The 23,264-nt window shown below is 54.9% G+C and carries 22 protein-coding genes, 4 tRNA genes and 1 rRNA gene; all 27 read left to right on the top strand.

Features of this window, described 5'->3' with window-relative positions:
- Positions 1-149 precede the first annotated feature (149 nt).
- The 27 genes from rrf (at position 150) to rplV (ending at position 23,264) form a co-directional block, all read left to right on the top strand.
- Positions 150-265, top strand: a 5S ribosomal RNA gene (rrf, locus tag F0169_RS19220).
- A gap of 167 nt (positions 266-432) precedes the next feature.
- On the top strand, positions 433-1,392 hold the full coding sequence (gene birA / locus F0169_RS19215; RefSeq protein ID WP_152747348.1) for a bifunctional biotin--[acetyl-CoA-carboxylase] ligase/biotin operon repressor BirA: 960 nt from the start codon (positions 433-435) through the stop codon (positions 1,390-1,392).
- Positions 1,382-2,131 carry a pantothenate kinase gene (locus F0169_RS19210; protein WP_152747347.1) on the top strand — a complete coding sequence of 250 codons (750 nt, stop codon included), beginning with the start codon at positions 1,382-1,384 and terminating at the stop codon, positions 2,129-2,131. The genes birA and F0169_RS19210 overlap by 11 nt, the downstream gene beginning before the upstream one ends.
- Before the next feature lie 7 nt (positions 2,132-2,138).
- On the top strand, positions 2,139-2,585 hold the full coding sequence (locus tag F0169_RS19205) for a hypothetical protein (RefSeq protein WP_058414066.1): 447 nt from the start codon (positions 2,139-2,141) through the stop codon (positions 2,583-2,585).
- A gap of 143 nt (positions 2,586-2,728) precedes the next feature.
- Positions 2,729-2,813, top strand: a tRNA-Tyr gene (locus F0169_RS19200).
- A gap of 24 nt (positions 2,814-2,837) precedes the next feature.
- Positions 2,838-2,911: transfer RNA gene (locus tag F0169_RS19195), tRNA-Gly, on the top strand.
- Between the two features lie 26 nt (positions 2,912-2,937).
- A tRNA-Thr gene (locus F0169_RS19190) sits at positions 2,938-3,013 on the top strand.
- 161 nt (positions 3,014-3,174) lie between these two features.
- Positions 3,175-3,250: transfer RNA gene (locus F0169_RS19185), tRNA-Trp, on the top strand.
- A 45-nt stretch (positions 3,251-3,295) separates the two neighbouring features.
- Positions 3,296-3,664, top strand: coding sequence for a preprotein translocase subunit SecE (gene secE / locus F0169_RS19180; protein ID WP_058414067.1), 369 nt, complete (start codon positions 3,296-3,298; stop codon positions 3,662-3,664).
- Positions 3,665-3,673: 9 nt separating this feature from the next.
- Positions 3,674-4,207 carry a transcription termination/antitermination protein NusG gene (gene nusG, locus F0169_RS19175; RefSeq protein ID WP_003176436.1) on the top strand — a complete coding sequence of 178 codons (534 nt, stop codon included), beginning with the start codon at positions 3,674-3,676 and terminating at the stop codon, positions 4,205-4,207.
- 117 nt (positions 4,208-4,324) lie between these two features.
- Entirely contained in the window at positions 4,325-4,756 is a 432-nt protein-coding gene (gene rplK / locus F0169_RS19170) for a 50S ribosomal protein L11 (RefSeq protein ID WP_003176435.1), read from the top strand.
- Positions 4,756-5,451, top strand: a complete 696-nt coding sequence (gene rplA, locus F0169_RS19165; RefSeq protein WP_003232403.1) for a 50S ribosomal protein L1 — start codon at positions 4,756-4,758, stop codon at positions 5,449-5,451. Before rplK ends, rplA begins: the two co-directional genes overlap by 1 nt.
- Positions 5,452-5,650: 199 nt before the next feature.
- Positions 5,651-6,151, top strand: coding sequence for a 50S ribosomal protein L10 (gene rplJ / locus F0169_RS19160; protein WP_048724894.1), 501 nt, complete (start codon positions 5,651-5,653; stop codon positions 6,149-6,151).
- 78 nt (positions 6,152-6,229) lie between these two features.
- The gene (gene rplL, locus F0169_RS19155; protein ID WP_058414068.1) at positions 6,230-6,595 is read left to right on the top strand and encodes a 50S ribosomal protein L7/L12; all 366 of its coding nucleotides are present in this window, start codon (positions 6,230-6,232) and stop codon (positions 6,593-6,595) included.
- Positions 6,596-6,815: 220 nt separating this feature from the next.
- Positions 6,816-10,889 carry a DNA-directed RNA polymerase subunit beta gene (gene rpoB / locus F0169_RS19150; RefSeq protein WP_058414069.1) on the top strand — a complete coding sequence of 1,358 codons (4,074 nt, stop codon included), beginning with the start codon at positions 6,816-6,818 and terminating at the stop codon, positions 10,887-10,889.
- A gap of 64 nt (positions 10,890-10,953) precedes the next feature.
- Positions 10,954-15,153, top strand: a complete 4,200-nt coding sequence (gene rpoC / locus F0169_RS19145) for a DNA-directed RNA polymerase subunit beta' (RefSeq protein ID WP_058414070.1) — start codon at positions 10,954-10,956, stop codon at positions 15,151-15,153.
- A 216-nt stretch (positions 15,154-15,369) separates the two neighbouring features.
- Positions 15,370-15,741: a 30S ribosomal protein S12 gene (gene rpsL / locus F0169_RS19140; RefSeq protein ID WP_002555494.1), complete on the top strand. Its 372-nt coding sequence runs from the start codon at positions 15,370-15,372 to the stop codon at positions 15,739-15,741.
- Positions 15,742-15,859: 118 nt separating this feature from the next.
- Positions 15,860-16,330, top strand: a complete 471-nt coding sequence (gene rpsG, locus F0169_RS19135) for a 30S ribosomal protein S7 (RefSeq protein WP_002555493.1) — start codon at positions 15,860-15,862, stop codon at positions 16,328-16,330.
- 30 nt (positions 16,331-16,360) lie between these two features.
- Entirely contained in the window at positions 16,361-18,466 is a 2,106-nt protein-coding gene (fusA, locus tag F0169_RS19130) for an elongation factor G (protein ID WP_015886136.1), read from the top strand.
- A 30-nt stretch (positions 18,467-18,496) separates the two neighbouring features.
- Positions 18,497-19,690, top strand: coding sequence for an elongation factor Tu (gene tuf, locus F0169_RS19125; protein WP_003176426.1), 1,194 nt, complete (start codon positions 18,497-18,499; stop codon positions 19,688-19,690).
- Between the two features lie 159 nt (positions 19,691-19,849).
- Positions 19,850-20,161 carry a 30S ribosomal protein S10 gene (rpsJ, locus tag F0169_RS19120; protein WP_003186070.1) on the top strand — a complete coding sequence of 104 codons (312 nt, stop codon included), beginning with the start codon at positions 19,850-19,852 and terminating at the stop codon, positions 20,159-20,161.
- Between the two features lie 81 nt (positions 20,162-20,242).
- Positions 20,243-20,878 (top strand): 50S ribosomal protein L3, encoded by a 636-nt coding sequence (gene rplC, locus F0169_RS19115; protein WP_003194649.1) that lies wholly within the window; start codon positions 20,243-20,245, stop codon positions 20,876-20,878.
- A 12-nt stretch (positions 20,879-20,890) separates the two neighbouring features.
- Complete coding sequence (gene rplD, locus F0169_RS19110; RefSeq protein WP_058414071.1) at positions 20,891-21,493, top strand: 50S ribosomal protein L4; 603 nt, start codon at positions 20,891-20,893, stop codon at positions 21,491-21,493.
- Positions 21,490-21,789: a 50S ribosomal protein L23 gene (gene rplW, locus F0169_RS19105; RefSeq protein WP_002555488.1), complete on the top strand. Its 300-nt coding sequence runs from the start codon at positions 21,490-21,492 to the stop codon at positions 21,787-21,789. The genes rplD and rplW overlap by 4 nt, the downstream gene beginning before the upstream one ends.
- A 14-nt stretch (positions 21,790-21,803) precedes the next feature.
- The gene (gene rplB, locus F0169_RS19100; protein ID WP_003176423.1) at positions 21,804-22,628 is read left to right on the top strand and encodes a 50S ribosomal protein L2; all 825 of its coding nucleotides are present in this window, start codon (positions 21,804-21,806) and stop codon (positions 22,626-22,628) included.
- 16 nt (positions 22,629-22,644) lie between these two features.
- Positions 22,645-22,920, top strand: a complete 276-nt coding sequence (gene rpsS / locus F0169_RS19095; protein ID WP_003232420.1) for a 30S ribosomal protein S19 — start codon at positions 22,645-22,647, stop codon at positions 22,918-22,920.
- 11 nt (positions 22,921-22,931) lie between these two features.
- Positions 22,932-23,264: a 50S ribosomal protein L22 gene (gene rplV / locus F0169_RS19090; RefSeq protein ID WP_003210077.1), complete on the top strand. Its 333-nt coding sequence runs from the start codon at positions 22,932-22,934 to the stop codon at positions 23,262-23,264.

The raw sequence follows: 23,264 nt of genomic DNA, 5'->3' as shown, positions 1-23,264 counted from the left end.
CCCAAGCAATTTGCTTGCTCTTATGAGCACCAGATTGCGGTGTGTGAAGACGATAGAACCGAAAGTTCGATCTCACAAAACACCGAAAGCTGTCACATACCCAATTTGCTGAAGCGAGGCCATCAGGCCACGACTCAGTACCCGAATTTCTTGACGACCATAGAGCATTGGAACCACCTGATCCCATCCCGAACTCAGTAGTGAAACGATGCATCGCCGATGGTAGTGTGGGGTTTCCCCATGTGAGAGTAGGTCATCGTCAAGATTAAATTCCAGAACCCCTGTTTGCTAACGCAAACAGGGGTTTTGTTTTGGGCGGTCGGAAAGTGAGTGAGGCGCTTTGCGGCTTCCTTCAATGCTAAATCCCTGCCTTTCTATGCAATGGCCTTGTGCATGGCTATCATGCGGGCCTCATTGTGAGGCGATACTTGCATGCTGACGTTGTTAAAACTTCTAAAAGACGGCCGATTCCATTCCGGAGAAGCACTGGGTGCCGCATTGGGTGTTAGTCGCAGTGCTGTCTGGAAGCAGCTCCAGCACCTTGAGGCAGAGTTGAATTTACCCATCCATAAAGTCCGTGGCCGTGGTTACCAATTAGCGTCGCCTCTGACGCTGTTGAATGCTGAAGAAATTGCGCTGCACACGCCTGATTCGGGCTGGCCTGTTCATATCTCAGACTCCATTGATTCCACCAATGCCCAGGCGTTGCGCTTGGTTGAGACTGGCTGCGTTGCGCCCTTCCTGGTGCTGGCCGAGCAGCAAACAGCGGGCAGGGGGCGACGGGGCCGCAAGTGGGTGAGCCCCTTTGCGCAGAATGTGTATTACAGCCTTGTATTGCGTGTTGAGGGTGGTCTGCGCCAACTGGAGGGTCTTAGCCTGGTTGTAGGCTTGGCGGTCATGCAGGCTTTACGGGCGGTAGGTGTGAAGGACGTGGCCCTGAAGTGGCCAAATGACGTGTTGGTCGGGAAGAAAAAAATTGCCGGAATTTTGCTCGAATTGGTAGGGGATCCTGCTGATATTTGTCACGTAGTGCTCGGAATAGGCATCAATGTAAATATGCAGAAAGCTGCTGAGATTGATCAGCAATGGACGTCGGTCGGCATCGAGAAAGGTGCGTCGGTTGACCGAAACTATTTGGTGGCGCAGCTCGGGCTGCACCTGAAAGATTACCTGGGCAGGCATAAGGCGTTTGGGTTTTCGGCGCTCCAGGAGGAGTGGGAGCAAAACCATTTGTGGCAGGGCAAGGCTGTGTCCCTGATAGCCGGCGTTCACCAGATAGATGGGATTGTTCTGGGTGTCGACCACCAGGGCGCCTTGCGATTGAATGTTGCGGGTATCGAGAAGATATACAGTGGTGGTGAGTTAAGCCTGAGGCTGCGTGATGATTCTTGAGCTCGACTGTGGGAATAGCTTTATTAAGTGGCGCGTGCTTGATTTAGACAAGGCTGCTGCGTCTGCAGAAGGCGTTGTAGGTTCGGATCTCGCTTTGATTGAGAGTCTGGTAGCTGTTCCGGGCTTGGTGCTGACACGCTGCCGTTTGGTGAGCGTTCGCGCAGCGCAAGAGACCGCTCAATTGGTTGAGGCGTTGCAAGCAGCTTTTGGCGTCACCGTGGCCTGCGCTGCCTCGGCTCGAGAAATGGCTGGAGTGCGTAACGGCTATGAGGCATTCGAGCGTCTTGGTCTTGATCGTTGGCTGGCAATGCTCGGCGGGTTCAAGTTGGCCTCGGGTGCTTGCCTGGTGTTGGATTTCGGCACGGCCGCGACGGCGGATTTTATTGCTGCTGACGGTGAGCATCTTGGCGGCTTCATATGCCCGGGTATGCCCCTTATGCGCAGCCAATTGCGAACCCATACGCGCAAGATTCGATACGATGATGCGGCGGCTGAGCAAGCCCTGGAGCAGCTATCTCCGGGTCGAACCACCGTAGAAGCCGTAGAGCGTGGCTGTACGCTTATGCTTAGAGGGTTTGTATTGACCCAGCTTGAGCTGGCCCGGCGCTATTGGGGGGATGAATTCACGGTTTTCCTCACTGGGGGGGATGCTGACTTGGTCGCGGATGCTGTGCCGCAGGCGCGCTTGGTTCCAGACCTAGTGTTTGTGGGGTTGGCCATGGCGTGCCCTTTGTCCTGAGGTGTTTATGCGTTGGTTGTTTTTACTTCTGCTTGTTCTTAACGTCTTCTATTACATTTGGCATCACCAGGAGGCGCCGTTGCGCGCCAAAGACGTTACTCCTCTAAGCCTCTACCGTGGCTCACAGCAGGATATTCGATTGCTGAGTGAATCGTCAGACCCTGTGGTGCGGCGAGATCGAGCAAAAGCTGCCGATGCGCAAAATACCTGCTTATACATCGGCGGCTTTGCGGATCAGCGGCAAGCGCAGTCGCTGGAGCAGCGCCTTACGAGCCTGGATATAAAGGTCAAGGTGCAGATGCTCAATACACCTGATGCATCTGGCTATTGGCTGCGTGTGGCGCCTGATAGCAGGCGCTTGGCTGACGATCTGTCCTTTGAAAACCTTGCTAAGGAATTCAATGAGTTAAAACATAAAATAATGTTGTGCGAAGGCGTTGCAACTCTCCAATAGTTTGCATAGAATGGCGCCCGCTTCGCAGTGAAGACCTTTTCGGTCAGCACGGTGAGGCGAAGGTCAACGCAGCTAACCTCATATTTTTTAATGAGAAAATGCTTGACAGAAGGTCGGCGTGATGTAGAATGCCGGCTCGCTTAGGAGGGGTTCCCGAGCGGCCAAAGGGATCAGACTGTAAATCTGACGTCTACGACTTCGAAGGTTCGAATCCTTCCCCCTCCACCATTTTTAGCGTGAGCTGCAAGCTCCGCGGGTATAGTTTAGTGGTAGAACCTCAGCCTTCCAAGCTGATGATGCGGGTTCGATTCCCGCTACCCGCTCCAAGTTTGCAGGTTGTGCATGGTGTTTTGCTCTTGTAGCTCAGTTGGTAGAGCACACCCTTGGTAAGGGTGAGGTCAGCGGTTCAAATCCGCTCAAGAGCTCCATATAACAAGGCAGATATGAAAATATCTGCCTTTGTTTTAACGGCTGCCTCGGCTTGAATTTGTTTCTCCTGGTCGTGTTGCCGGGTGATTTCGGGTCTATTGGGGTTGGTTGTTGTAAAGTCTTTTTCAGGCCTGCATAATGGTCGGCCTGATTTTGTTTTAGGTCAGTAGCTCAATTGGCAGAGCGACGGTCTCCAAAACCGTAGGTTGGGGGTTCGATTCCCTCCTGACCTGCCAGATTCACGTGGTGTGTCTGGCTTTCTTTTCACAGGATCTTCATAGATGACTCCTAAGGCTGAAGCTCAAAGCTCTCGTTTCGATCTGGTCAAGTGGCTTGCTGTAGTCGCATTGGTGGTCGTAGGCGTTGTTGGCAATCAGTACTACTCTGCTTCGCCGATCCTGTACCGTGTACTTGCTTTGCTTGCTCTTGCTGCTGTGGCTGTTTTTGTAGGCCTGCAGACTGCAAAAGGCAAATCTTTCGCGGTTCTCGTAAAGGAAGCGCGCACCGAAATTCGTAAAGTCGTTTGGCCGACTCGCCAAGAAACCACGCAGACCACGTTGATTGTTGTGGCTGTTGTTCTGGTTATGGCGTTGCTGTTGTGGGGGCTTGATTCCCTGCTAGGCTGGCTTGTTTCCTTGATTGTTGGCTAAGGGTGTCCCGTGGCTAAGCGTTGGTACGTTGTGCATGCTTACTCCGGTTACGAGAAGCATGTTATGCGCTCTTTGCTGGAGCGCGTAAAGCTCGCAGGCATGGAAGATGGCTTCGGCGAAATTCTGGTTCCCACTGAAGAAGTGGTTGAAATGCGGAATGGCCAGAAGCGCAAGAGTGAACGTAAGTTCTTCCCTGGCTACGTGCTGGTTCAGATGGACATGAATGAAGGTACTTGGCACTTGGTCAAGGACACTCCTCGTGTTATGGGTTTCATTGGCGGTACTGCTGATAAGCCTGCTCCGATCACTGACAAGGAGGCAGAAGCAATTCTGCGTCGTGTTGCTGATGGCAGCGACAAGCCCAAGCCGAAGACGTTGTTCGAGCCGGGTGAGGTTGTTCGTGTCACAGATGGTCCGTTTGCTGATTTTAACGGTACTGTCGAAGAAGTTAACTACGAAAAGAGCCGGATCCAAGTGGCGGTGCTCATTTTCGGTCGCTCTACTCCGGTAGAGTTGGAGTTCAGCCAGGTCGAGAAGGTCTAGCTGAGAAAGCATCCCAACCCCGCAGCCTTAGGCTGTGGGGTTTTGTCGTCACTGGGATAAACGCGCAAGTAACCGGGGAGCCTTTCGAGGCGCTTGAACCCGTAATTGGAGTGCCTCATGGCCAAGAAGATTACCGCTTACATCAAGCTGCAAGTGAAGGCCGCTCAGGCCAACCCAAGTCCACCCGTCGGCCCAGCTTTGGGTCAGCACGGCGTGAACATCATGGAATTCTGCAAGGCCTTCAACGCCCGTACTCAGGGTCTTGAGCCAGGTCTGCCGACTCCAGTGATCATCACTGTATACAGCGACCGTAGCTTCACTTTCGAAACCAAGTCGACCCCGGCTTCGGTTTTGTTGAAGAAAGCTGCAGGTCTGACCAGCGGTTCCGCTCGTCCTAACACCGTTAAGGTTGGCACCGTAACTCGTGCTCAGCTGGAAGAAATCGCGAAAACCAAAAACGCGGATCTGACTGCAGCTGATATGGATGCAGCCGTGCGTACCATCGCCGGTTCTGCTCGTAGCATGGGCCTTAACGTGGAGGGTGTGTAATGGCTAAGCTGACCAAGCGCCAAAAGGCTATCGCCGGCAAAATCGAAGCAGGCAAGGCCTACAACTTTGTAGACGCCGCTGCTTTGCTGACCGAGCTGTCGACTGTCAAGTTCAGCGAGTCTGTTGACGTTGCTGTAAACCTGGGTGTTGACCCACGTAAATCCGACCAGGTCGTTCGTAGCGCTACTGTGCTGCCACACGGTACTGGCAAGACTGTACGTGTAGCTGTCTTCACCCAAGGCCCGGCAGCTGAAGCTGCTCTGGCCGCCGGCGCCGATCGCGTTGGTATGGACGACCTGGCTGCCGAAATGAAAGGCGGCGACCTGAACTATGACGTAGTGATCGCATCCCCGGATGCAATGCGCGTTGTAGGTCAGTTGGGTCAGATCCTCGGTCCACGTGGCCTGATGCCTAACCCTAAAGTCGGCACCGTAACGCCAGACGTAGCCACCGCGGTTAAAAACGCCAAGGCTGGTCAGGTTCGTTATCGCACCGACAAAAACGGCATCATTCACACCTCCGTTGGCAAAGTCGGCTTTGATGCCGTCAAGCTGAAGGAAAACGTTGAAGCCCTGATCGCTGATCTGAAGCGTATCAAGCCAGCTTCCTCGAAAGGTATCTACGTCAAGCGCGTTACCCTGAGCACCACTATGGGCCCAGGTCTGGTCATCGACCAAGGCTCGCTGGACGTATAAGACACACATTGGTGCGAGAAATCGCGCCAATTGAAAAAATTGGGGTCCCTGCCTGGCGGGGGCTATCCAAGACCGTAGGCGGCGCAAGTCTTAAACCTCAAGCCTACGCAGATGGTGCTCCCGGTTCCTTACCGAATCAGACACCAAAACGACATCCGGCTTCGGCCAGATGAAACGGTAACAAGCAGGAGTTAAACCCGTGGCAATTAATCTCGAAGACAAGAAGGCCATCGTCGCTGAAGTCAACGAGGCTGCCAAAGCTGCTCTGTCCGCTGTCGTGGCTGATGCCCGTGGTGTGACAGTAAGCGCTATGACCGGACTCCGTAAAGAGGCTCGTGAAGCTGGCGTATACGTACGTGTTGTACGTAACACCCTGCTCAAGCGCGCTGTTGCTGGCACTGATTACAGTGTTCTCAACGACGTGTTCACAGGCCCGACCCTGATTGCGTTCTCCACCGACCATCCTGGCGCTGCTGCCCGTTTGTTCAAGGAATTCGCCAAGGGTCAGGATAAGTTCGAGATCAAGGCAGCTGCGTTCGAGGGCAAGTTCCTCGCAGCTAACCAAATCGACGTACTGGCAACACTGCCGACCCGTAACGAAGCTATTTCTCAGCTGATGAGCGTGATTCAAGGCGCTACCAGCAAGTTGGCTCGTACTCTGGCCGCAGTTCGCGAGCAAAAAGAAGCTGCCGCAGCCTAAGGCTGAGCATCTCCTTTCGCGTATTTTTGTTTATTTCGATGGCCGCGTAGGCCGTCCCCCAATTCAGGAAATACAGTAATGTCTATCTCCCAAGAAGATATCCTCAACGCCGTAGCTGAAATGTCGGTTCTGCAGGTTGTTGAGCTGATCAAAGCTTTCGAAGAAAAATTCGGCGTTTCCGCTGCCGCTGCTTCTGCTGGCCCAGCCGCTGTTGCTGCTGTTGCTGAAGAGCAAACCGAATTCAACGTTATGCTGTTGGAATCCGGCGAGAAGAAAGTAAACGTGATCAAGGCAGTTCGTGAACTGACCGGTCTGGGCCTGAAAGAAGCCAAGGCTGTAGTTGACGCTGCTCCTAGCATGGTTCTGGAAGCTGTGTCGAAAGACGCTGGCGACAAAGCCAAGGCTGCTCTGGAAGAAGCAGGCGCTAAAGTCGAGCTGAAATAAGTATCGACTTTGCGTCTCCAGCCCAAGCGTTAAGCTGAAGGCTGATGGCTGGTGGCTCTTGCCACCGGCCTTTTTCCGTTCTTGGCTGTCGACTCGGTCGCCGCCACTAACGCGCTGTAGCCACCCGATGCGGTGGTGCAAACCATGGGGTTTGCGAGATTTTCTGGCTGTTCCCGTCGGGAGGGGCCAAACAAGCAGGTGACCAAGCTGGGGAACGCTGATGGCTTACTCATATACTGAGAAAAAACGTATCCGCAAGGACTTTAGCAAGTTGCCGGACGTCATGGATGTCCCGTACCTTCTGGCTATCCAGCTGGATTCGTATCGTGAATTCTTGCAAGCGGGAGCGACTAAAGATCAGTTCCGCGACGTGGGCCTGCATGCGGCCTTCAAATCCGTTTTCCCGATCATCAGCTACTCCGGCAATGCTGCGCTGGAGTACGTCGGTTATCGCCTGGGCGAACCGGCATTTGATGTCAAAGAATGCGTGTTGCGCGGTGTTACGTACGCCGTACCTTTGCGGGTAAAAGTCCGTCTGATCATTTTCGACAAAGAATCGTCGAACAAAGCGATCAAGGACATCAAAGAGCAAGAAGTCTACATGGGCGAAATCCCGTTGATGACTGAAAACGGTACCTTCGTTATCAACGGTACCGAGCGTGTTATCGTTTCCCAGCTGCACCGTTCCCCGGGCGTGTTCTTCGACCACGACCGCGGCAAGACGCACAGCTCCGGTAAGCTGCTGTACTCCGCGCGGATCATTCCGTACCGCGGTTCGTGGTTGGACTTCGAGTTCGACCCGAAAGACTGCGTGTTTGTGCGTATCGACCGTCGTCGCAAGCTGCCGGCCTCGGTACTGCTGCGCGCGCTCGGCTATACCACTGAGCAAGTGCTGGACGCTTTCTACACCACCAACGTATTCAGCCTGAAGGATGAAACCCTCAGCCTGGAGCTGATTGCTTCGCGTCTGCGTGGTGAAATTGCCGTCCTGGATATCCAGGATGAAAACGGCAAAGTGATTGTTGAGGCCGGTCGTCGTATTACCGCGCGCCACATCAATCAGATCGAGAAAGCCGGTATCAAGTCGCTGGACGTGCCTTTGGACTACGTCCTCGGCCGCACCACCGCCAAGGTCATCGTTCACCCGGCTACCGGCGAAATCCTGGCTGAGTGCAACACCGAGCTGAACACCGAGATCCTGGCAAAAATCGCCAAGGCTCAGGTTGTTCGCATCGAGACGCTGTACACCAACGACATCGACTGCGGCCCGTTCGTCTCCGACACTCTGAAGATCGACTCCACCAGCAACCAATTGGAAGCGCTGGTCGAAATCTATCGCATGATGCGTCCTGGCGAGCCACCCACCAAAGACGCTGCCGAGACCCTGTTCAACAACCTGTTCTTCAGCCCAGAGCGCTATGACCTGTCTGCGGTCGGCCGGATGAAGTTCAACCGTCGTATCGGTCGCACCGAGATCGAAGGTTCGGGCGTGTTGTGCAAGGAAGACATCGTCGCGGTACTGAAGACTCTGGTCGACATCCGTAACGGTAAAGGCATCGTCGATGACATCGACCACCTGGGTAACCGTCGTGTTCGCTGCGTAGGCGAAATGGCCGAGAACCAGTTCCGCGTTGGCCTGGTACGTGTAGAGCGTGCGGTCAAAGAGCGTCTGTCGATGGCTGAAAGCGAAGGCTTGATGCCGCAAGACCTGATCAACGCCAAGCCAGTGGCTGCCGCGGTGAAAGAGTTCTTCGGTTCCAGCCAGCTCTCGCAGTTTATGGACCAGAACAACCCGCTCTCCGAGATCACCCACAAGCGCCGTGTTTCTGCACTGGGCCCGGGCGGTCTGACGCGTGAGCGTGCAGGCTTCGAAGTTCGTGACGTACACCCTACGCACTACGGTCGTGTTTGCCCGATCGAAACGCCGGAAGGTCCGAACATCGGCCTGATCAACTCCCTGGCCGCTTATGCGCGCACCAACCAGTACGGCTTCCTTGAGAGCCCGTACCGCGTGGTGAAAGACGCTCTGGTCACCGACGAGATCGTGTTCCTGTCCGCCATCGAAGAAGCTGATCACGTGATCGCTCAGGCTTCGGCCACGATGAACGACAAGAAAGTCCTGATCGACGAGCTGGTAGCTGTTCGTCACTTGAACGAGTTCACCGTCAAGGCGCCGGAAGACGTCACCTTGATGGACGTATCGCCGAAGCAGGTAGTTTCGGTTGCTGCGTCGCTGATCCCGTTCCTGGAACACGATGACGCCAACCGTGCGTTGATGGGTTCCAACATGCAGCGTCAAGCTGTACCGACCCTGCGCGCTGACAAGCCGCTGGTAGGTACCGGCATGGAGCGTAACGTAGCCCGTGACTCCGGCGTTTGCGTCGTGGCTCGCCGTGGCGGCGTGATCGACTCGGTTGATGCCAGCCGTATCGTGGTGCGTGTTGCTGATGACGAAGTTGAAACTGGCGAAGCCGGTGTCGACATCTACAACCTGACCAAATACACCCGCTCCAACCAGAACACCTGCATCAACCAGCGTCCGCTGGTGAGCAAGGGTGATCGGGTTCAGCGCAGCGACATCATGGCTGACGGTCCTTCCACCGATATGGGTGAGCTGGCACTGGGTCAGAACATGCGCATCGCGTTCATGGCCTGGAACGGTTACAACTTCGAAGACTCCATCTGCCTGTCCGAGCGTGTGGTTCAGGAAGATCGCTTCACCACGATCCACATTCAGGAACTGACCTGTGTGGCGCGTGACACCAAGCTTGGGCCAGAGGAAATCACCGCAGACATCCCGAACGTGGGTGAAGCTGCGCTGAACAAGCTGGACGAAGCCGGTATCGTTTACGTAGGTGCTGAAGTTGGCGCAGGCGACATTCTGGTGGGTAAGGTCACTCCGAAAGGCGAGACCCAACTGACGCCGGAAGAAAAGCTGCTGCGTGCCATCTTCGGTGAAAAAGCCAGCGACGTTAAAGACACTTCCCTGCGTGTACCTACCGGTACCAAGGGCACTGTCATCGACGTACAGGTCTTCACCCGTGACGGCGTTGAGCGTGATGCTCGTGCACTGTCCATCGAGAAGACTCAACTCGACGAGATCCGCAAGGACCTGAACGAAGAGTTCCGTATCGTTGAAGGCGCGACCTTCGAACGTCTGCGTTCCGCCCTGGTAGGCCACAAGGCTGAAGGCGGCGCAGGTCTGAAGAAAGGTCAGGACATCACCGACGAAGTACTCGACGGTCTTGAGCACGGCCAGTGGTTCAAACTGCGCATGGCTGAAGATGCTCTGAACGAGCAGCTCGAGAAGGCTCAGGCCTACATCGTTGATCGTCGCCGTCTGCTGGACGACAAGTTCGAAGACAAGAAGCGCAAACTGCAGCAGGGCGATGACCTGGCTCCAGGCGTGCTGAAAATCGTCAAGGTTTACCTGGCAATCCGTCGCCGCATCCAGCCGGGCGACAAGATGGCCGGTCGTCACGGTAACAAAGGTGTGGTCTCTGTGATCATGCCGGTTGAAGACATGCCGCACGATGCCAATGGCACACCGGTCGACGTCGTCCTCAACCCGTTGGGCGTACCTTCGCGTATGAACGTTGGTCAGATCCTTGAAACTCACCTGGGCCTTGCGGCTAAAGGGCTGGGCGAGAAGATCAATCGTATGATCGAAGAGCAGCGCAAGGTTGCTGACCTGCGCAAGTTCCTGCACGAGATCTACAACGAGATCGGCGGTCGCAACGAAGAGCTGGACACCTTCACCGACCAGGAAATTCTGGATTTGGCGAAGAACCTGCGCGGCGGCGTTCCAATGGCTACCCCGGTGTTCGACGGTGCCAAGGAAAGCGAAATCAAGGCCATGCTGAAACTGGCAGACCTGCCAGAAAGCGGCCAGATGCAGTTGTTCGACGGCCGTACCGGCAACAAGTTTGAGCGTCCGGTTACAGTTGGCTACATGTACATGCTGAAGCTGAACCACTTGGTAGACGATAAGATGCACGCTCGTTCTACCGGTTCGTACAGCCTGGTTACCCAGCAGCCGCTGGGTGGTAAGGCTCAGTTCGGTGGTCAGCGTTTCGGGGAGATGGAGGTCTGGGCACTGGAAGCATACGGTGCTGCTTACACTCTGCAAGAAATGCTCACAGTGAAGTCGGACGATGTGAACGGTCGGACCAAGATGTACAAAAACATCGTGGACGGCGATCACCGTATGGAGCCGGGCATGCCCGAGTCTTTCAACGTGTTGATCAAAGAAATTCGTTCCCTCGGCATCGATATCGATCTGGAAACCGAATAACACGTGACGCGAATCGAGAGCGGGGCTGTTTAGCCCGCTCTCTGCTCCGCCAGGAGGAAAGGCCTTGAAAGACCTACTGAATTTGCTGAAAAACCAGGGTCAAGTCGAAGAGTTCGACGCCATCCGTATTGGGTTGGCATCGCCTGAGATGATCCGTTCGTGGTCGTTCGGTGAAGTTAAAAAGCCGGAAACCATCAACTACCGTACGTTCAAACCTGAGCGTGACGGCCTGTTCTGCGCCAAGATCTTTGGCCCGGTAAAGGATTACGAGTGCCTGTGCGGTAAGTACAAGCGCTTGAAGCACCGTGGTGTGATCTGCGAGAAGTGCGGCGTTGAAGTCGCGCTGGCTAAAGTTCGTCGTGAGCGCATGGCGCACATCGAGCTGGCTTCGCCGGTTGCTCACATCTGGTTCCTGAAATCGCTGCCGTCCCGTATCGGCTTGCTGATGGACATGACCCTGCGCGACATCGAACGTGTTCTCTACTTCGAGAGCTACGTCGTTATCGATCCAGGCATGACCACCCTTGAAAAAGGTCAGCTGCTCAACGACGAGCAGTACTTCGAAGCGCTGGAAGAGTTCGGCGACGACTTTGATGCCCGCATGGGTGCCGAAGCTGTCCGTGAACTGCTGCACGCTATCGACCTGGAACACGAGATTGGCCGTCTGCGTGAAGAAATTCCGCAAACCAACTCCGAAACCAAAATCAAGAAGCTGTCCAAGCGTCTGAAGTTGATGGAAGCCTTCCAGGGTTCCGGCAACTTGCCAGAGTGGATGGTGCTGACCGTTCTGCCGGTTCTGCCGCCAGACTTGCGTCCGCTGGTACCGTTGGATGGCGGTCGCTTCGCGACTTCCGACCTCAACGACCTGTACCGCCGCGTGATCAACCGTAACAACCGGTTGAAGCGTCTGCTTGATCTGTCCGCTCCGGACATCATCGTGCGCAACGAAAAGCGTATGTTGCAAGAAGCCGTCGATGCCTTGCTCGACAACGGCCGTCGTGGCCGCGCTATCACCGGTTCGAACAAGCGTCCTCTGAAATCCCTGGCTGACATGATCAAGGGTAAGCAAGGTCGTTTCCGTCAGAACTTGCTCGGTAAGCGTGTTGACTACTCCGGTCGTTCGGTAATTACCGTAGGCCCGACTCTGCGTCTGCACCAGTGCGGTCTGCCCAAGAAGATGGCACTTGAGCTGTTCAAGCCATTCATCTTCGGCAAGCTGGAAATGCGCGGTCTCGCGACCACCATCAAAGCGGCCAAGAAAATGGTCGAGCGCGAACTGCCAGAGGTTTGGGACGTTCTTGCTGAAGTGATTCGCGAACACCCGGTTCTCCTCAACCGTGCACCGACCCTTCACCGTCTGGGTATCCAGGCGTTTGAACCGGTACTGATCGAAGGCAAGGCTATTCAGCTGCACCCTCTGGTCTGTGCTGCGTACAACGCCGACTTCGACGGCGACCAAATGGCCGTGCACGTACCGCTGACACTGGAAGCCCAGTTGGAAGCGCGTGCGTTGATGATGTCGACCAACAACATTCTGTCGCCAGCCAACGGTGAGCCAATCATCGTGCCGTCGCAGGACGTTGTATTGGGTCTGTACTACATGACTCGCGAAGCGATCAACGCCAAAGGCGAAGGCCGCGTATTCGCTGACCTGCAAGAAGTTGACCGTGTGTTCCGTGCCGGCGAAGCCGCACTGCACGCCAAGGTTAAAGTGCGGATCAACGAAACGGTCAACGACCGTGACGGCGGCAGCGTGAGCGGCACCCGTATCGTCGACACTACCGTCGGCCGTGCGCTGCTGTATCAAGTTGTGCCAAAAGGTCTGTCGTACGACGTCGTCAACTTGCCGATGAAGAAAAAGGCGATCTCCAAGCTGATCAACCAGTGCTACCGCGTGGTTGGTTTGAAAGAGACCGTGATCTTCGCTGACCAGTTGATGTACACCGGCTTCGCTTATTCGACCATTTCCGGCGTTTCCATCGGTGTTAACGACTTCGTTATCCCGGATGAAAAAGCTCAGATCATCGGTGCTGCTACTGATGAAGTGAAAGAAATCGAAAGCCAGTACGCCTCCGGCCTGGTAACCCAGGGCGAGAAGTACAACAAAGTGATCGACCTTTGGTCCAAGGCCAACGACGAAGTGTCGAAGGCAATGATGGCTAACCTCTCGAAAGAGAAGGTTATCGACCGTCATGGCGTAGAAGTCGATCAAGAGTCGTTCAACTCGATGTACATGATGGCCGACTCGGGCGCACGGGGTTCTGCTGCGCAGATCCGTCAGCTCGCCGGTATGCGTGGCCTGATGGCCAAGCCGGACGGTTCCATCATCGAAACGCCGATTACTGCGAACTTCCGTGAAGGTTTGAGCGTACTTCAGTACTTCATCTCCACTCACGGTGCTCGTAAAGGTCTGGCGGATACCGCGTTGAAAACCGCTAACTCCGGTTACCTGACACGTCGTCTGGTAGACGTTGCGCAAGACTTGGTTGTGACTGAAGTTGACTGCGGTACCGAACACGGTCTGCTGATGACTCCGCACATCGAAGGCGGCGACGTTGTTGAGCCATTGGGTGAGCGCGTACTGGGTCGAGTAATCGCCCGTGACGTATTCAAGCCTGGCACCGAAGAAATCATTGTTCCTGCGGGCACTCTGGTAGACGAAAAGTGGGTCGAGTTCATCGAACTCAACAGCATCGACGAAGTGATTGTTCGCTCGCCGATCAGCTGCGAAACCCGCTATGGCATTTGCGCCAAGTGCTACGGCCGTGATTTGGCTCGTGGTCACCAGGTGAACATCGGTGAAGCGGTCGGCGTTATCGCTGCCCAGTCCATCGGTGAGCCGGGTACCCAGCTGACCATGCGTACGTTCCACATCGGTGGTGCGGCAAGCCGGACCTCCGCAGCCGACAGCGTTCAGGTGAAGAACGGCGGTACTGTCCGTCTGCACAACCTGAAACACGTTGAGCGAGTGGATGGTTGCCTGGTGGCTGTGTCCCGTTCCGGTGAGCTGGCAATCGCTGATGACTACGGTCGTGAGCGTGAGCGCTACAAGCTGCCGTACGGTGCTGTGATTTCGGTTAAAGAAGGTGACAAGGTCGACGCTGGCGCAATCGTGGCCAAGTGGGATCCGCACACTCACCCAATCGTTACCGAAATGAAAGGTACCGTGACCTACGTGGGCATGGAAGAAGGCATCACGATCAAGCGTCAGACTGACGAATTGACCGGTATGACCAACATTGAAGTACTCGACGCAAAAGATCGTCCAGCTGCCGGTAAAGACATCCGTCCTGCCGTGAAGATGGTTGATGACAACGGCAAGGATCTGTTGCTGCCAGGCACTGACGTAATCGCTCAGTACTTCCTGCCAGCCAACGCCCTGGTCGGTGTAGCGGACGGTGCGAAGATCGCGATCGGTGATGTTATCGCGCGTATCCCGCAAGAAACTTCGAAGACCCGTGACATCACCGGTGGTCTGCCGCGTGTTGCTGACTTGTTCGAAGCTCGTCGTCCGAAAGAAGCGTCGATTCTGGCTGAAGTCAGCGGCACCATCGCGTTCGGTAAAGAGACCAAGGGCAAGCGCCGTCTGGTCATTACCCCGAACGACGGTAGCGATCCGTATGAAGAGCTGATTCCGAAGTGGCGTCACCTGAACGTCTTCGAAGGCGAACAGGTAAACCGCGGCGAAGTTATCTCCGACGGCCCGAGCGATCCACATGACATCCTGCGTCTGCTGGGTGTGAGTGCGCTGGCCAAGTACATCGTTAACGAGATCCAGGACGTTTACCGTCTGCAAGGCGTGAAGATCAACGATAAGCACATCGAGACCATCCTGCGTCAGATGCTGCGTAAAGTTGAAATCGCTGAATCCGGCGATTCGAGTTTCATCAAGGGCGACCAGATGGAACTGACTCACGTATTGGTCGAGAACGAACGTCTGGGCGCGGATGACAAGTTTGTCTCCAAGTTCACTCGTGTTCTGCTGGGTATCACCAAGGCGTCGTTGTCCACTGAGTCGTTCATCTCGGCGGCCTCCTTCCAGGAGACCACTCGCGTACTGACCGAAGCAGCGGTAACCGGCAAGCGCGATTACCTGCGCGGCCTGAAAGAAAACGTAGTCGTGGGTCGTCTGATCCCGGCAGGTACCGGTTTGGCTTACCACAGCGAGCGCAAGCGCCGCCGTGATGCTGACAAGCCGTTGCGCGTAAGCGCCAGTGAAGTGGAAGCTGCACTGACCGAAGCGCTGAACTCAAGCGGTAACTGAGTTCTGCGATAAATAAGTCTGGGCCCTGGCAGCCCCATTCGTCGGATCGAGGCACTATTGCCCCGGTTCGACGCGTGGGGAGGTCGGGGCCTTGCCTTGACTGGGGGCAAGATCCTCTTTAGACTCTTGTACCCCTAAATTTGGCGGGAATTCGTTCCTGCCATTTTGCTTTTCTTGCAAGACAATAGCGTCGCAAGACAACAGTGGAGCTAGTAGATGGCAACTATCAACCAGCTGGTACGTCAGCCGCGTAAGCGTATCGTCGAGAAATCCGACGTGCCTGCGCTGCAGAACTGCCCGCAACGTCGTGGCGTATGCACTCGCGTGTATACCACTACGCCGAAAAAACCTAACTCGGCACTGCGTAAAGTATGCCGTGTGCGCCTGACCAACGGTTTCGAGGTTTCCTCGTACATCGGTGGTGAAGGTCACAACCTGCAAGAGCACAGCGTGGTACTGATCCGCGGCGGTCGTGTAAAAGACTTGCCAGGTGTTCGTTATCACACCGTACGCGGCTCCTTGGATACTTCCGGCGTTAAAGGTCGTAACCAGGGTCGTTCGAAGTACGGTACCAAGAAGCCTAAGTAGTAGCGGCTTTTTGTAAAACTGAATCATCTTATTTTCTGAGTCGATAAGAGTAAGGTCGGAGGCGTCCCGAAAGGGCACCGATTCCGAGCGAACCTGAAGACCGTTTGAGGGCTTATCCATGCCAAGAAGACGCGTAGCAGCCAAGCGCGAAGTGCTTGACGATCCAAAATACGGAAGCCAAATTCTGGCCAAGTTCATGAACCACGTGATGGAAAGCGGCAAGAAAGCCGTTGCCGAACGTATCGTTTATGGCGCGCTGGAAAAGGTTAAAGAACGCAAGAACAGCGACCCCCTGGAAATCTTCGAGAAAGCTCTCGACGCCATCGCTCCGCTGGTCGAAGTGAAGTCGCGCCGTGTAGGCGGTGCTACTTACCAGGTTCCGGTTGAAGTTCGCCCGTCCCGTCGTAACGCTCTGGCAATGCGCTGGTTGGTAGACTTCGCCCGTAAGCGCGGCGAGAAGTCTATGGCCCTGCGTTTGGCTGGCGAACTGTTGGACGCTGCTGAAGGTAAAGGTGCTGCTGTTAAGAAGCGTGAAGACGTGCACCGTATGGCTGAAGCTAACAAAGCTTTCTCGCACTACCGCTTCTAATTCCAGCTTCACTAATTTTGCGAGGGCTTTATGGCTCGTACTACTCCGATTAGTCGCTACCGTAACATCGGTATCGTCGCTCACGTGGATGCTGGTAAAACCACCACCACCGAGCGCGTCCTTTTTTACACCGGCAAAAGTCACAAGATGGGCGAGGTGCATGACGGCGCCGCGACCACAGACTGGATGGTTCAGGAGCAGGAGCGTGGTATTACCATTACTTCTGCTGCTATTACCGCCTTCTGGAAAGGTTCCGAGAAGCAGTACAAAGACGAGCACCGCTTCAACGTAATCGATACCCCGGGCCACGTAGACTTCACCATTGAAGTTGAACGCTCCCTGCGCGTACTCGACGGCGCTGTCGTTGTGTTCTGCGGTACCTCGGGCGTTGAGCCTCAGTCGGAAACCGTATGGCGTCAAGCCAACAAATACGGCGTTCCACGTCTTGTTTACGTCAACAAGATGGACCGTGCCGGTGCGAACTTCCTGCGCGTGATCGGTCAGATCAAGCAGCGCTTGGGTCACACCCCGGTGCCAATCCAGTTGGCTATCGGTTCCGAAGACAATTTCCAGGGCCAGATCGATCTGCTGACCATGGAAGCTGTTTACTGGAACGATGCTGACAAAGGTATGGTTCCTGTTCGCAAGCCTATCCCTGCTGAACTGCAGGAACTGGCTGACGAATGGCGCAACAACATGGTTGAAGCTGCGGCCGAAGCCAACGAAGAGCTGATGAACAAGTACCTCGAAGGTGAAGAACTCACCAACGTGGAAATCAAGGCTGCTCTGCGTCAGCGTACTATCGCTGGTGAGATCGTCTTGGCTGTTTGCGGTTCCTCGTTCAAGAACAAGGGCGTTCCCCTGGTTCTCGATGCTGTGATCGACTACCTGCCGGCACCGGTTGATATTCCTGCCATCAAGGGTACTGACCCGGATGACGAGACTATCGAGCTGGAGCGTCATGCAGACGACGCTGAACCGTTCTCCGCTCTGGCATTTAAAATTGCCACTGACCCATTCGTGGGTACCTTGACCTTCGTCCGCGTTTACTCGGGCGTGTTGAACTCCGGCGACGGCGTGATCAACTCGGTTAAAGGCAAGAAAGAGCGCGTGGGTCGTATGGTGCAAATGCACGCAAACGCCCGCGAAGAGATCAAGGAAGTACGCGCTGGTGACATCGCGGCCTTGATCGGCATGAAGGACGTCACCACCGGTGAAACCTTGTGCAACGCTGACAAGCCAATCATCCTGGTTCGTATGGACTTCCCGGAGCCGGTTATTTCGGTTGCCGTTGAGCCCAAGACCAAGGATGACCAGGAAAAAATGGGTATCGCTCTGGGCAAACTTGCTCAGGAAGATCCATCTTTCCGCGTCAAAACTGATGAAGAGACTGGTCAAACGATCATCTCCGGCATGGGCGAGCTGCACCTGGACATCCTGGTTGACCGGATGCGCCGTGAGTTCAACGTCGAAGCCAACATCGGTAAGCCTCAGGTTTCCTATCGTGAGCGCATCACGAAGAACTGTGAAATCGAAGGCAAGTTCGTTCGTCAGTCCGGCGGTCGTGGTCAGTTCGGTCACTGCTGGATCCGTTTTGCGCCTGCTGACGAAGGTCAGGAAGGTCTGCAATTCGTGAACGAAGTAGTCGGTGGTGTTGTTCCCAAGGAATACATCCCTGCTATCCAGAAGGGTATCGAAGAGCAGATGAAGAACGGTGTTGTTGCCGGCTATCCGCTGATCGGCCTGAAAGCAACCGTTTTTGACGGTTCTTACCACGACGTCGACTCCAACGAGATGGCGTTTAAGGTGGCTGCTTCCATGGCAACCAAGCAACTGGCCCAGAAGGGCGGTGGTGAGTTGCTTGAGCCAATCATGGCGGTAGAAGTTGTTACACCTGAAGACTATATGGGTGATGTCATGGGCGACCTTAACCGTCGTCGCGGCATGATCTTGGGTATGGAAGACACGGTTTCCGGCAAAGTGATTCGCGCCGAGGTTCCGTTGGGTGAGATGTTCGGTTATGCGACCGACGTTCGCTCCATGTCCCAGGGTCGCGCAAGCTACTCTATGGAATTCAAAAAATACAACACAGCTCCGGCGCATATCGCTGAAACTGTATCCAAAAAACAAGGCTGATTCAGTCCTTTAGGCAAGGAGTTAATTGTCGTGGCTAAAGAAAAATTTGATCGTTCCCTACCGCACGTCAACGTTGGCACCATCGGTCACGTTGACCACGGTAAAACCACTCTGACTGCTGCTCTGACTCGCGTTTGCTCCGAAGTATTCGGTTCCGCAATCGTTGATTTCGATAAAATCGACAGCGCACCAGAAGAAAAAGCTCGTGGTATCACCATCAACACCGCGCACGTTGAATACAACTCGCTGATCCGTCACTACGCTCACGTTGACTGCCCAGGTCACGCTGACTATGTGAAGAACATGATCACCGGTGCTGCTCAAATGGACGGCGCTATTCTGGTTTGCTCGGCCGCTGATGGTCCGATGCCACAAACCCGTGAGCACATCCTGCTGTCCCGTCAGGTTGGCGTTCCGTACATCGTGGTTTACCTGAACAAGGCTGACCTGGTAGACGACGCTGAGCTGCTGGAACTGGTTGAGATGGAAGTGCGCGATCTGCTGAGCACTTACGACTTCCCAGGTGACGACACTCCGATCATCATCGGTTCTGCTCGTATGGCTCTGGAAGGCAAAGACGATAACGAAATGGGCACCACGTCCGTTCGTAAACTGGTTGAGACTCTGGACAGCTACATCCCAGATCCAGTTCGTGTTATCGACAAGCCGTTCCTGATGCCAATCGAAGACGTATTCTCGATCTCCGGTCGCGGTACTGTTGTAACTGGTCGTATCGAGCGCGGTATCGTCAAGGTTCAAGATCCACTGGAAATCGTTGGTCTGCGTGACACTACCGTCACCACCTGCACCGGTGTTGAAATGTTCCGTAAGCTGCTCGACGAAGGTCGTGCTGGCGAGAACTGCGGCGTTCTGCTGCGTGGTACCAAGCGTGACGACGTTGAGCGTGGCCAGGTTCTGGTCAAGCCAGGTTCGGTTAAGCCGCACACCAAGTTCGAAGCTGAAGTGTACGTGCTGAGCAAAGAAGAAGGCGGTCGTCACACTCCGTTCTTCAAAGGCTACCGTCCACAGTTCTACTTCCGTACTACCGACGTAACCGGTAACTGCGAACTGCCGGAAGGCGTAGAAATGGTAATGCCAGGCGACAACATCAAAATGGTTGTCACCCTGATCAAAACCATCGCTATGGAAGACGGTCTGCGTTTCGCAATCCGTGAAGGCGGCCGTACCGTTGGTGCTGGCGTTGTAGCTAAAATCATCGAGTAATTATCTCTTCTGAGATAGCTCTGATGTTTTGAAAAGGCCCCCGCTCAGCGGGGGCCTTTTTTATTGGGTTGACACCTATCAGGGCCGTCTATAGAATTGCGCCTCCTTTTAACGGGCGTATTGCGCTCGCTGGGAATAGCAGCCGGAGTCTGAAATCCAATGCAAAATCAGCAAATCCGTATCAGGTTGAAGGCTTTTGACCATCGCCTGATCGACCAATCCACCCAGGAAATCGTGGAAACCGCGAAACGTACTGGTGCTCAAGTGCGTGGTCCAATTCCACTGCCTACCCGTAAAGAGCGGTTCACCGTTCTGGTCTCCCCGCACGTCAACAAAGACGCGCGTGACCAGTACGAGATCCGCACTCATAAGCGCGTACTGGACATCGTCCAGCCAACGGATAAAACCGTTGATGCACTTATGAAGCTTGATCTGGCGGCCGGTGTGGAAGTACAGATCAGCCTCGGCTAAGACTTGGGTCTTAGTCGTGTAACGCTCTGAAATGGGCGGCCATAGCGGGTGAAAGCCCCGTACACTCATGAGGTTTACAACATGACTATTGGTGTAGTCGGTCGTAAATGCGGTATGACCCGTATTTTCACCGAAGAAGGTGTCTCCATTCCGGTTACGGTCATTGAGATCGAGCCGAATCGCGTCACCCAGTTCAAAACTGAAGAAACCGATGGCTATCGTGCAGTGCAAGTCACTGTCGGCGAGCGTCGTGCTTCGCGCGTGACTGCTGCTCAAGCAGGTCACTTCGCTAAAGCAAACGTTGCAGCTGGTCGTACTGTTATGGAGTTCCGTCTTGAAGATGGCGACTACCAGGCTGGCGATCTGATCAACGCTGAAATCTTCGCCGCTGGTCAACTGGTTGATGTAACCGGTCAGTCCAAGGGTAAAGGCTTTCAGGGTACGATCAAGCGTTGGAATTTCCGTGGTCAAGACAACACTCACGGTAACTCCGTTTCCCACCGCGTCCCGGGCTCTATTGGCCAGTGCCAGACTCCTGGTCGTGTATTCAAGGGCAAAAAAATGTCCGGTCATATGGGCGCTGAGCGCGTGACCGTGCAGTCCCTCGAAGTAGTGCGCGTCGACGCTGAACGCAATCTGTTGTTGGTCAAGGGTGCTGTTCCTGGCGCTACTGGCGGCAACCTGGTTGTACGTCCAGCGGCCAAGGCTCGCGGTTAAGGGGAAGCTGACATGCAATTAAATGTAAATGACGCTCAAGCGATCGAAGTTTCCGAACTGACGTTTGGCGGCGAGTTCAACGAGACGCTGGTTCACCAAGCAGTCGTGGCCTACATGGCTGGCGGCCGTCAAGGTAGCAAGCAGCAAAAGACCCGTTCCGACGTTCGTGGTGGCGGTAAGCGCCCTTGGCGTCAGAAAGGTACTGGCCGTGCTCGTGCCGGTACTATCCGTAGCCCAATCTGGCGTGGCGGCGGTACCACTTTCGCAGCGCGTCCACAGGATCACACTCAGAAGCTCAACAAGAAGATGTACCGCGCAGCACTGCGCTCCATCCTTGCTGAACTCGTGCGTACTGATCGTCTGGTCGTGGTTCAGGACTTCGCTGTTGATGGTCCAAAAACCAAAGATCTGTTGGGCAAGCTGAACAACATGAATCTGACCGACGTTCTAATCGTGTCTGAAGCTGTTGATCAGAACCTGTACCTGGCTGCTCGCAACCTGCCACACGTCGATGTACGTGACGTGCAAGGTTCCGACCCAGTTAGTCTGATCGCATACGACAAGGTGTTGATCACCGTGTCGGCCGTGAAGAAATTCGAGGAGCTGCTGGGATGAACCAGGAACGCGTATTTAAAGTTCTGCTTGGCCCGCACGTTTCCGAAAAGGCTACGGTTCTGGCTGACAAGAAAGGCCAGTTCGTTTTCAAGGTTGCAACTGACGCAACCAAGCTGGAAATCAAGAAGGCCGTCGAAAGCCTGTTCAGCGTGAAAGTAGAGCGTGTTACTACCCTGAATGTTCTGGGTAAGAGCAAGCGCACTGCTCGCGGTCTGGGCAAGCGTAATGACTGGAAGAAGGCAGTTATCTCCCTTCAGCCAGGCCAAGATCTCGATTTCAGCAGCAGTGCTGAGTAAGGAAGGGGTGCATCATGGCAATTGTTAAATGCAAACCGACTTCCCCTGGCCGCCGTTTTGTGGTCAAGGTGGTCAACCAGGAGCTGCATAAAGGCGCTCCTCACGCACCGCTGCTCGAGAAAAAATCGAAGACTGGTGGTCGTAACAACAATGGTCGTATTACCACTCGTCACATCGGTGGTGGCCATAAGCAGCATTATCGTCTGGTCGATTTCCGTCGCAACGACAAAGATGGCATCTCTGCCACTGTCGAGCGTATTGAATACGATCCAAACCGTACTGCTCACATCGCTCTGCTGCTGTACGCAGATGGCGAGCGTCGCTACATCATCGCCCCTAAAGGCGTGAGTGCTGGTGACCAGCTGATCGCAGGTGCTTTGGCACCGATCAAGCCGGGCAACGCTCTGCAACTGCGCAACATTCCAGTTGGTAGCACCGTACACGGCATCGAATTGAAGCCAGGTAAAGGCGCGCAAATCGCTCGTTCCGCTGGTGCTTCGGCTCAGCTGATCGCTCGTGAAGGTGTCTACGTGACCCTGCGTCTGCGTTCTGGTGAGATGCGTAAAGTGCTGGCTGAATGCCGCGCGACCCTGGGTGAAGTCTCGAACTCCGAGCACAGCCTGCGTTCGCTGGGTAAAGCTGGTGCCAAACGCTGGCGTGGCGTTCGCCCAACCGTTCGTGGTGTTGCCATGAACCCGGTTGACCACCCACACGGTGGTGGTGAAGGTCGTACCTCTGGTGGTCGTCATCCGGTATCGCCATGGGGCTTCCCGACTAAGGGCGCGAAGACTCGTGGTAATAAGCGTACCGACAAAATGATCGTCCGTCGTCGCAAGTAAATAGAGGGATACGACAGTGCCACGTTCTCTGAAAAAAGGTCCTTTTATTGATCTTCACCTACTGAAGAAGATCGAAGTGGCGGCGGAAAAGAACGATCGCAAACCAGTGAAAACCTGGTCGCGTCGTTCGATGATCCTGCCACAAATGGTCGGTTTGACCATCGCAGTACACAACGGTCGCCTTCACGTCCCAGTTCTCGTGAACGAAGACATGGTCGGCCACAAACTAGGCGAGTTTGCCGGTACCCGCACTTATCGTGGGCACGTGGCAGACAAGAAAGCCAAGCGTTAAGGGGTTAGGAAATGGAAGTAGCCGCTAAGTTGTCGGGCGCTCGAATCTCCGCCCAGAAAGCCCGCTTGGTCGCCGACCAGATCCGCGGGAAGAAGGTGGGCGAAGCGCTCAACCTGTTGGCTTTCAGCAGTAAGAAAGCCGCCGAGATCATCAAGAAAGTGCTGGAGTCGGCCGTAGCCAACGCCGAGCATAACGAAGGCGCAGACGTTGATGACCTTAAGGTCAGCACCGTTTTCGTCAACGAAGGGCGTTCGCTGAAGCGTATCATGCCGCGTGCCAAAGGCCGTGCTGATCGCATCGTCAAGCGGTCTTGCCATATCACTGTCAAGGTTGCTGACAAGTAA

Origin of the sequence: Pseudomonas kitaguniensis (assembly GCF_009296165.1) — a bacterium.
Classification (GTDB): Bacteria; Pseudomonadota; Gammaproteobacteria; order Pseudomonadales; family Pseudomonadaceae; genus Aquipseudomonas; species Aquipseudomonas kitaguniensis.
Note: the sequence above shows the minus strand (reverse complement) of the source record. Positions and strands in the feature narration are given on the sequence as shown.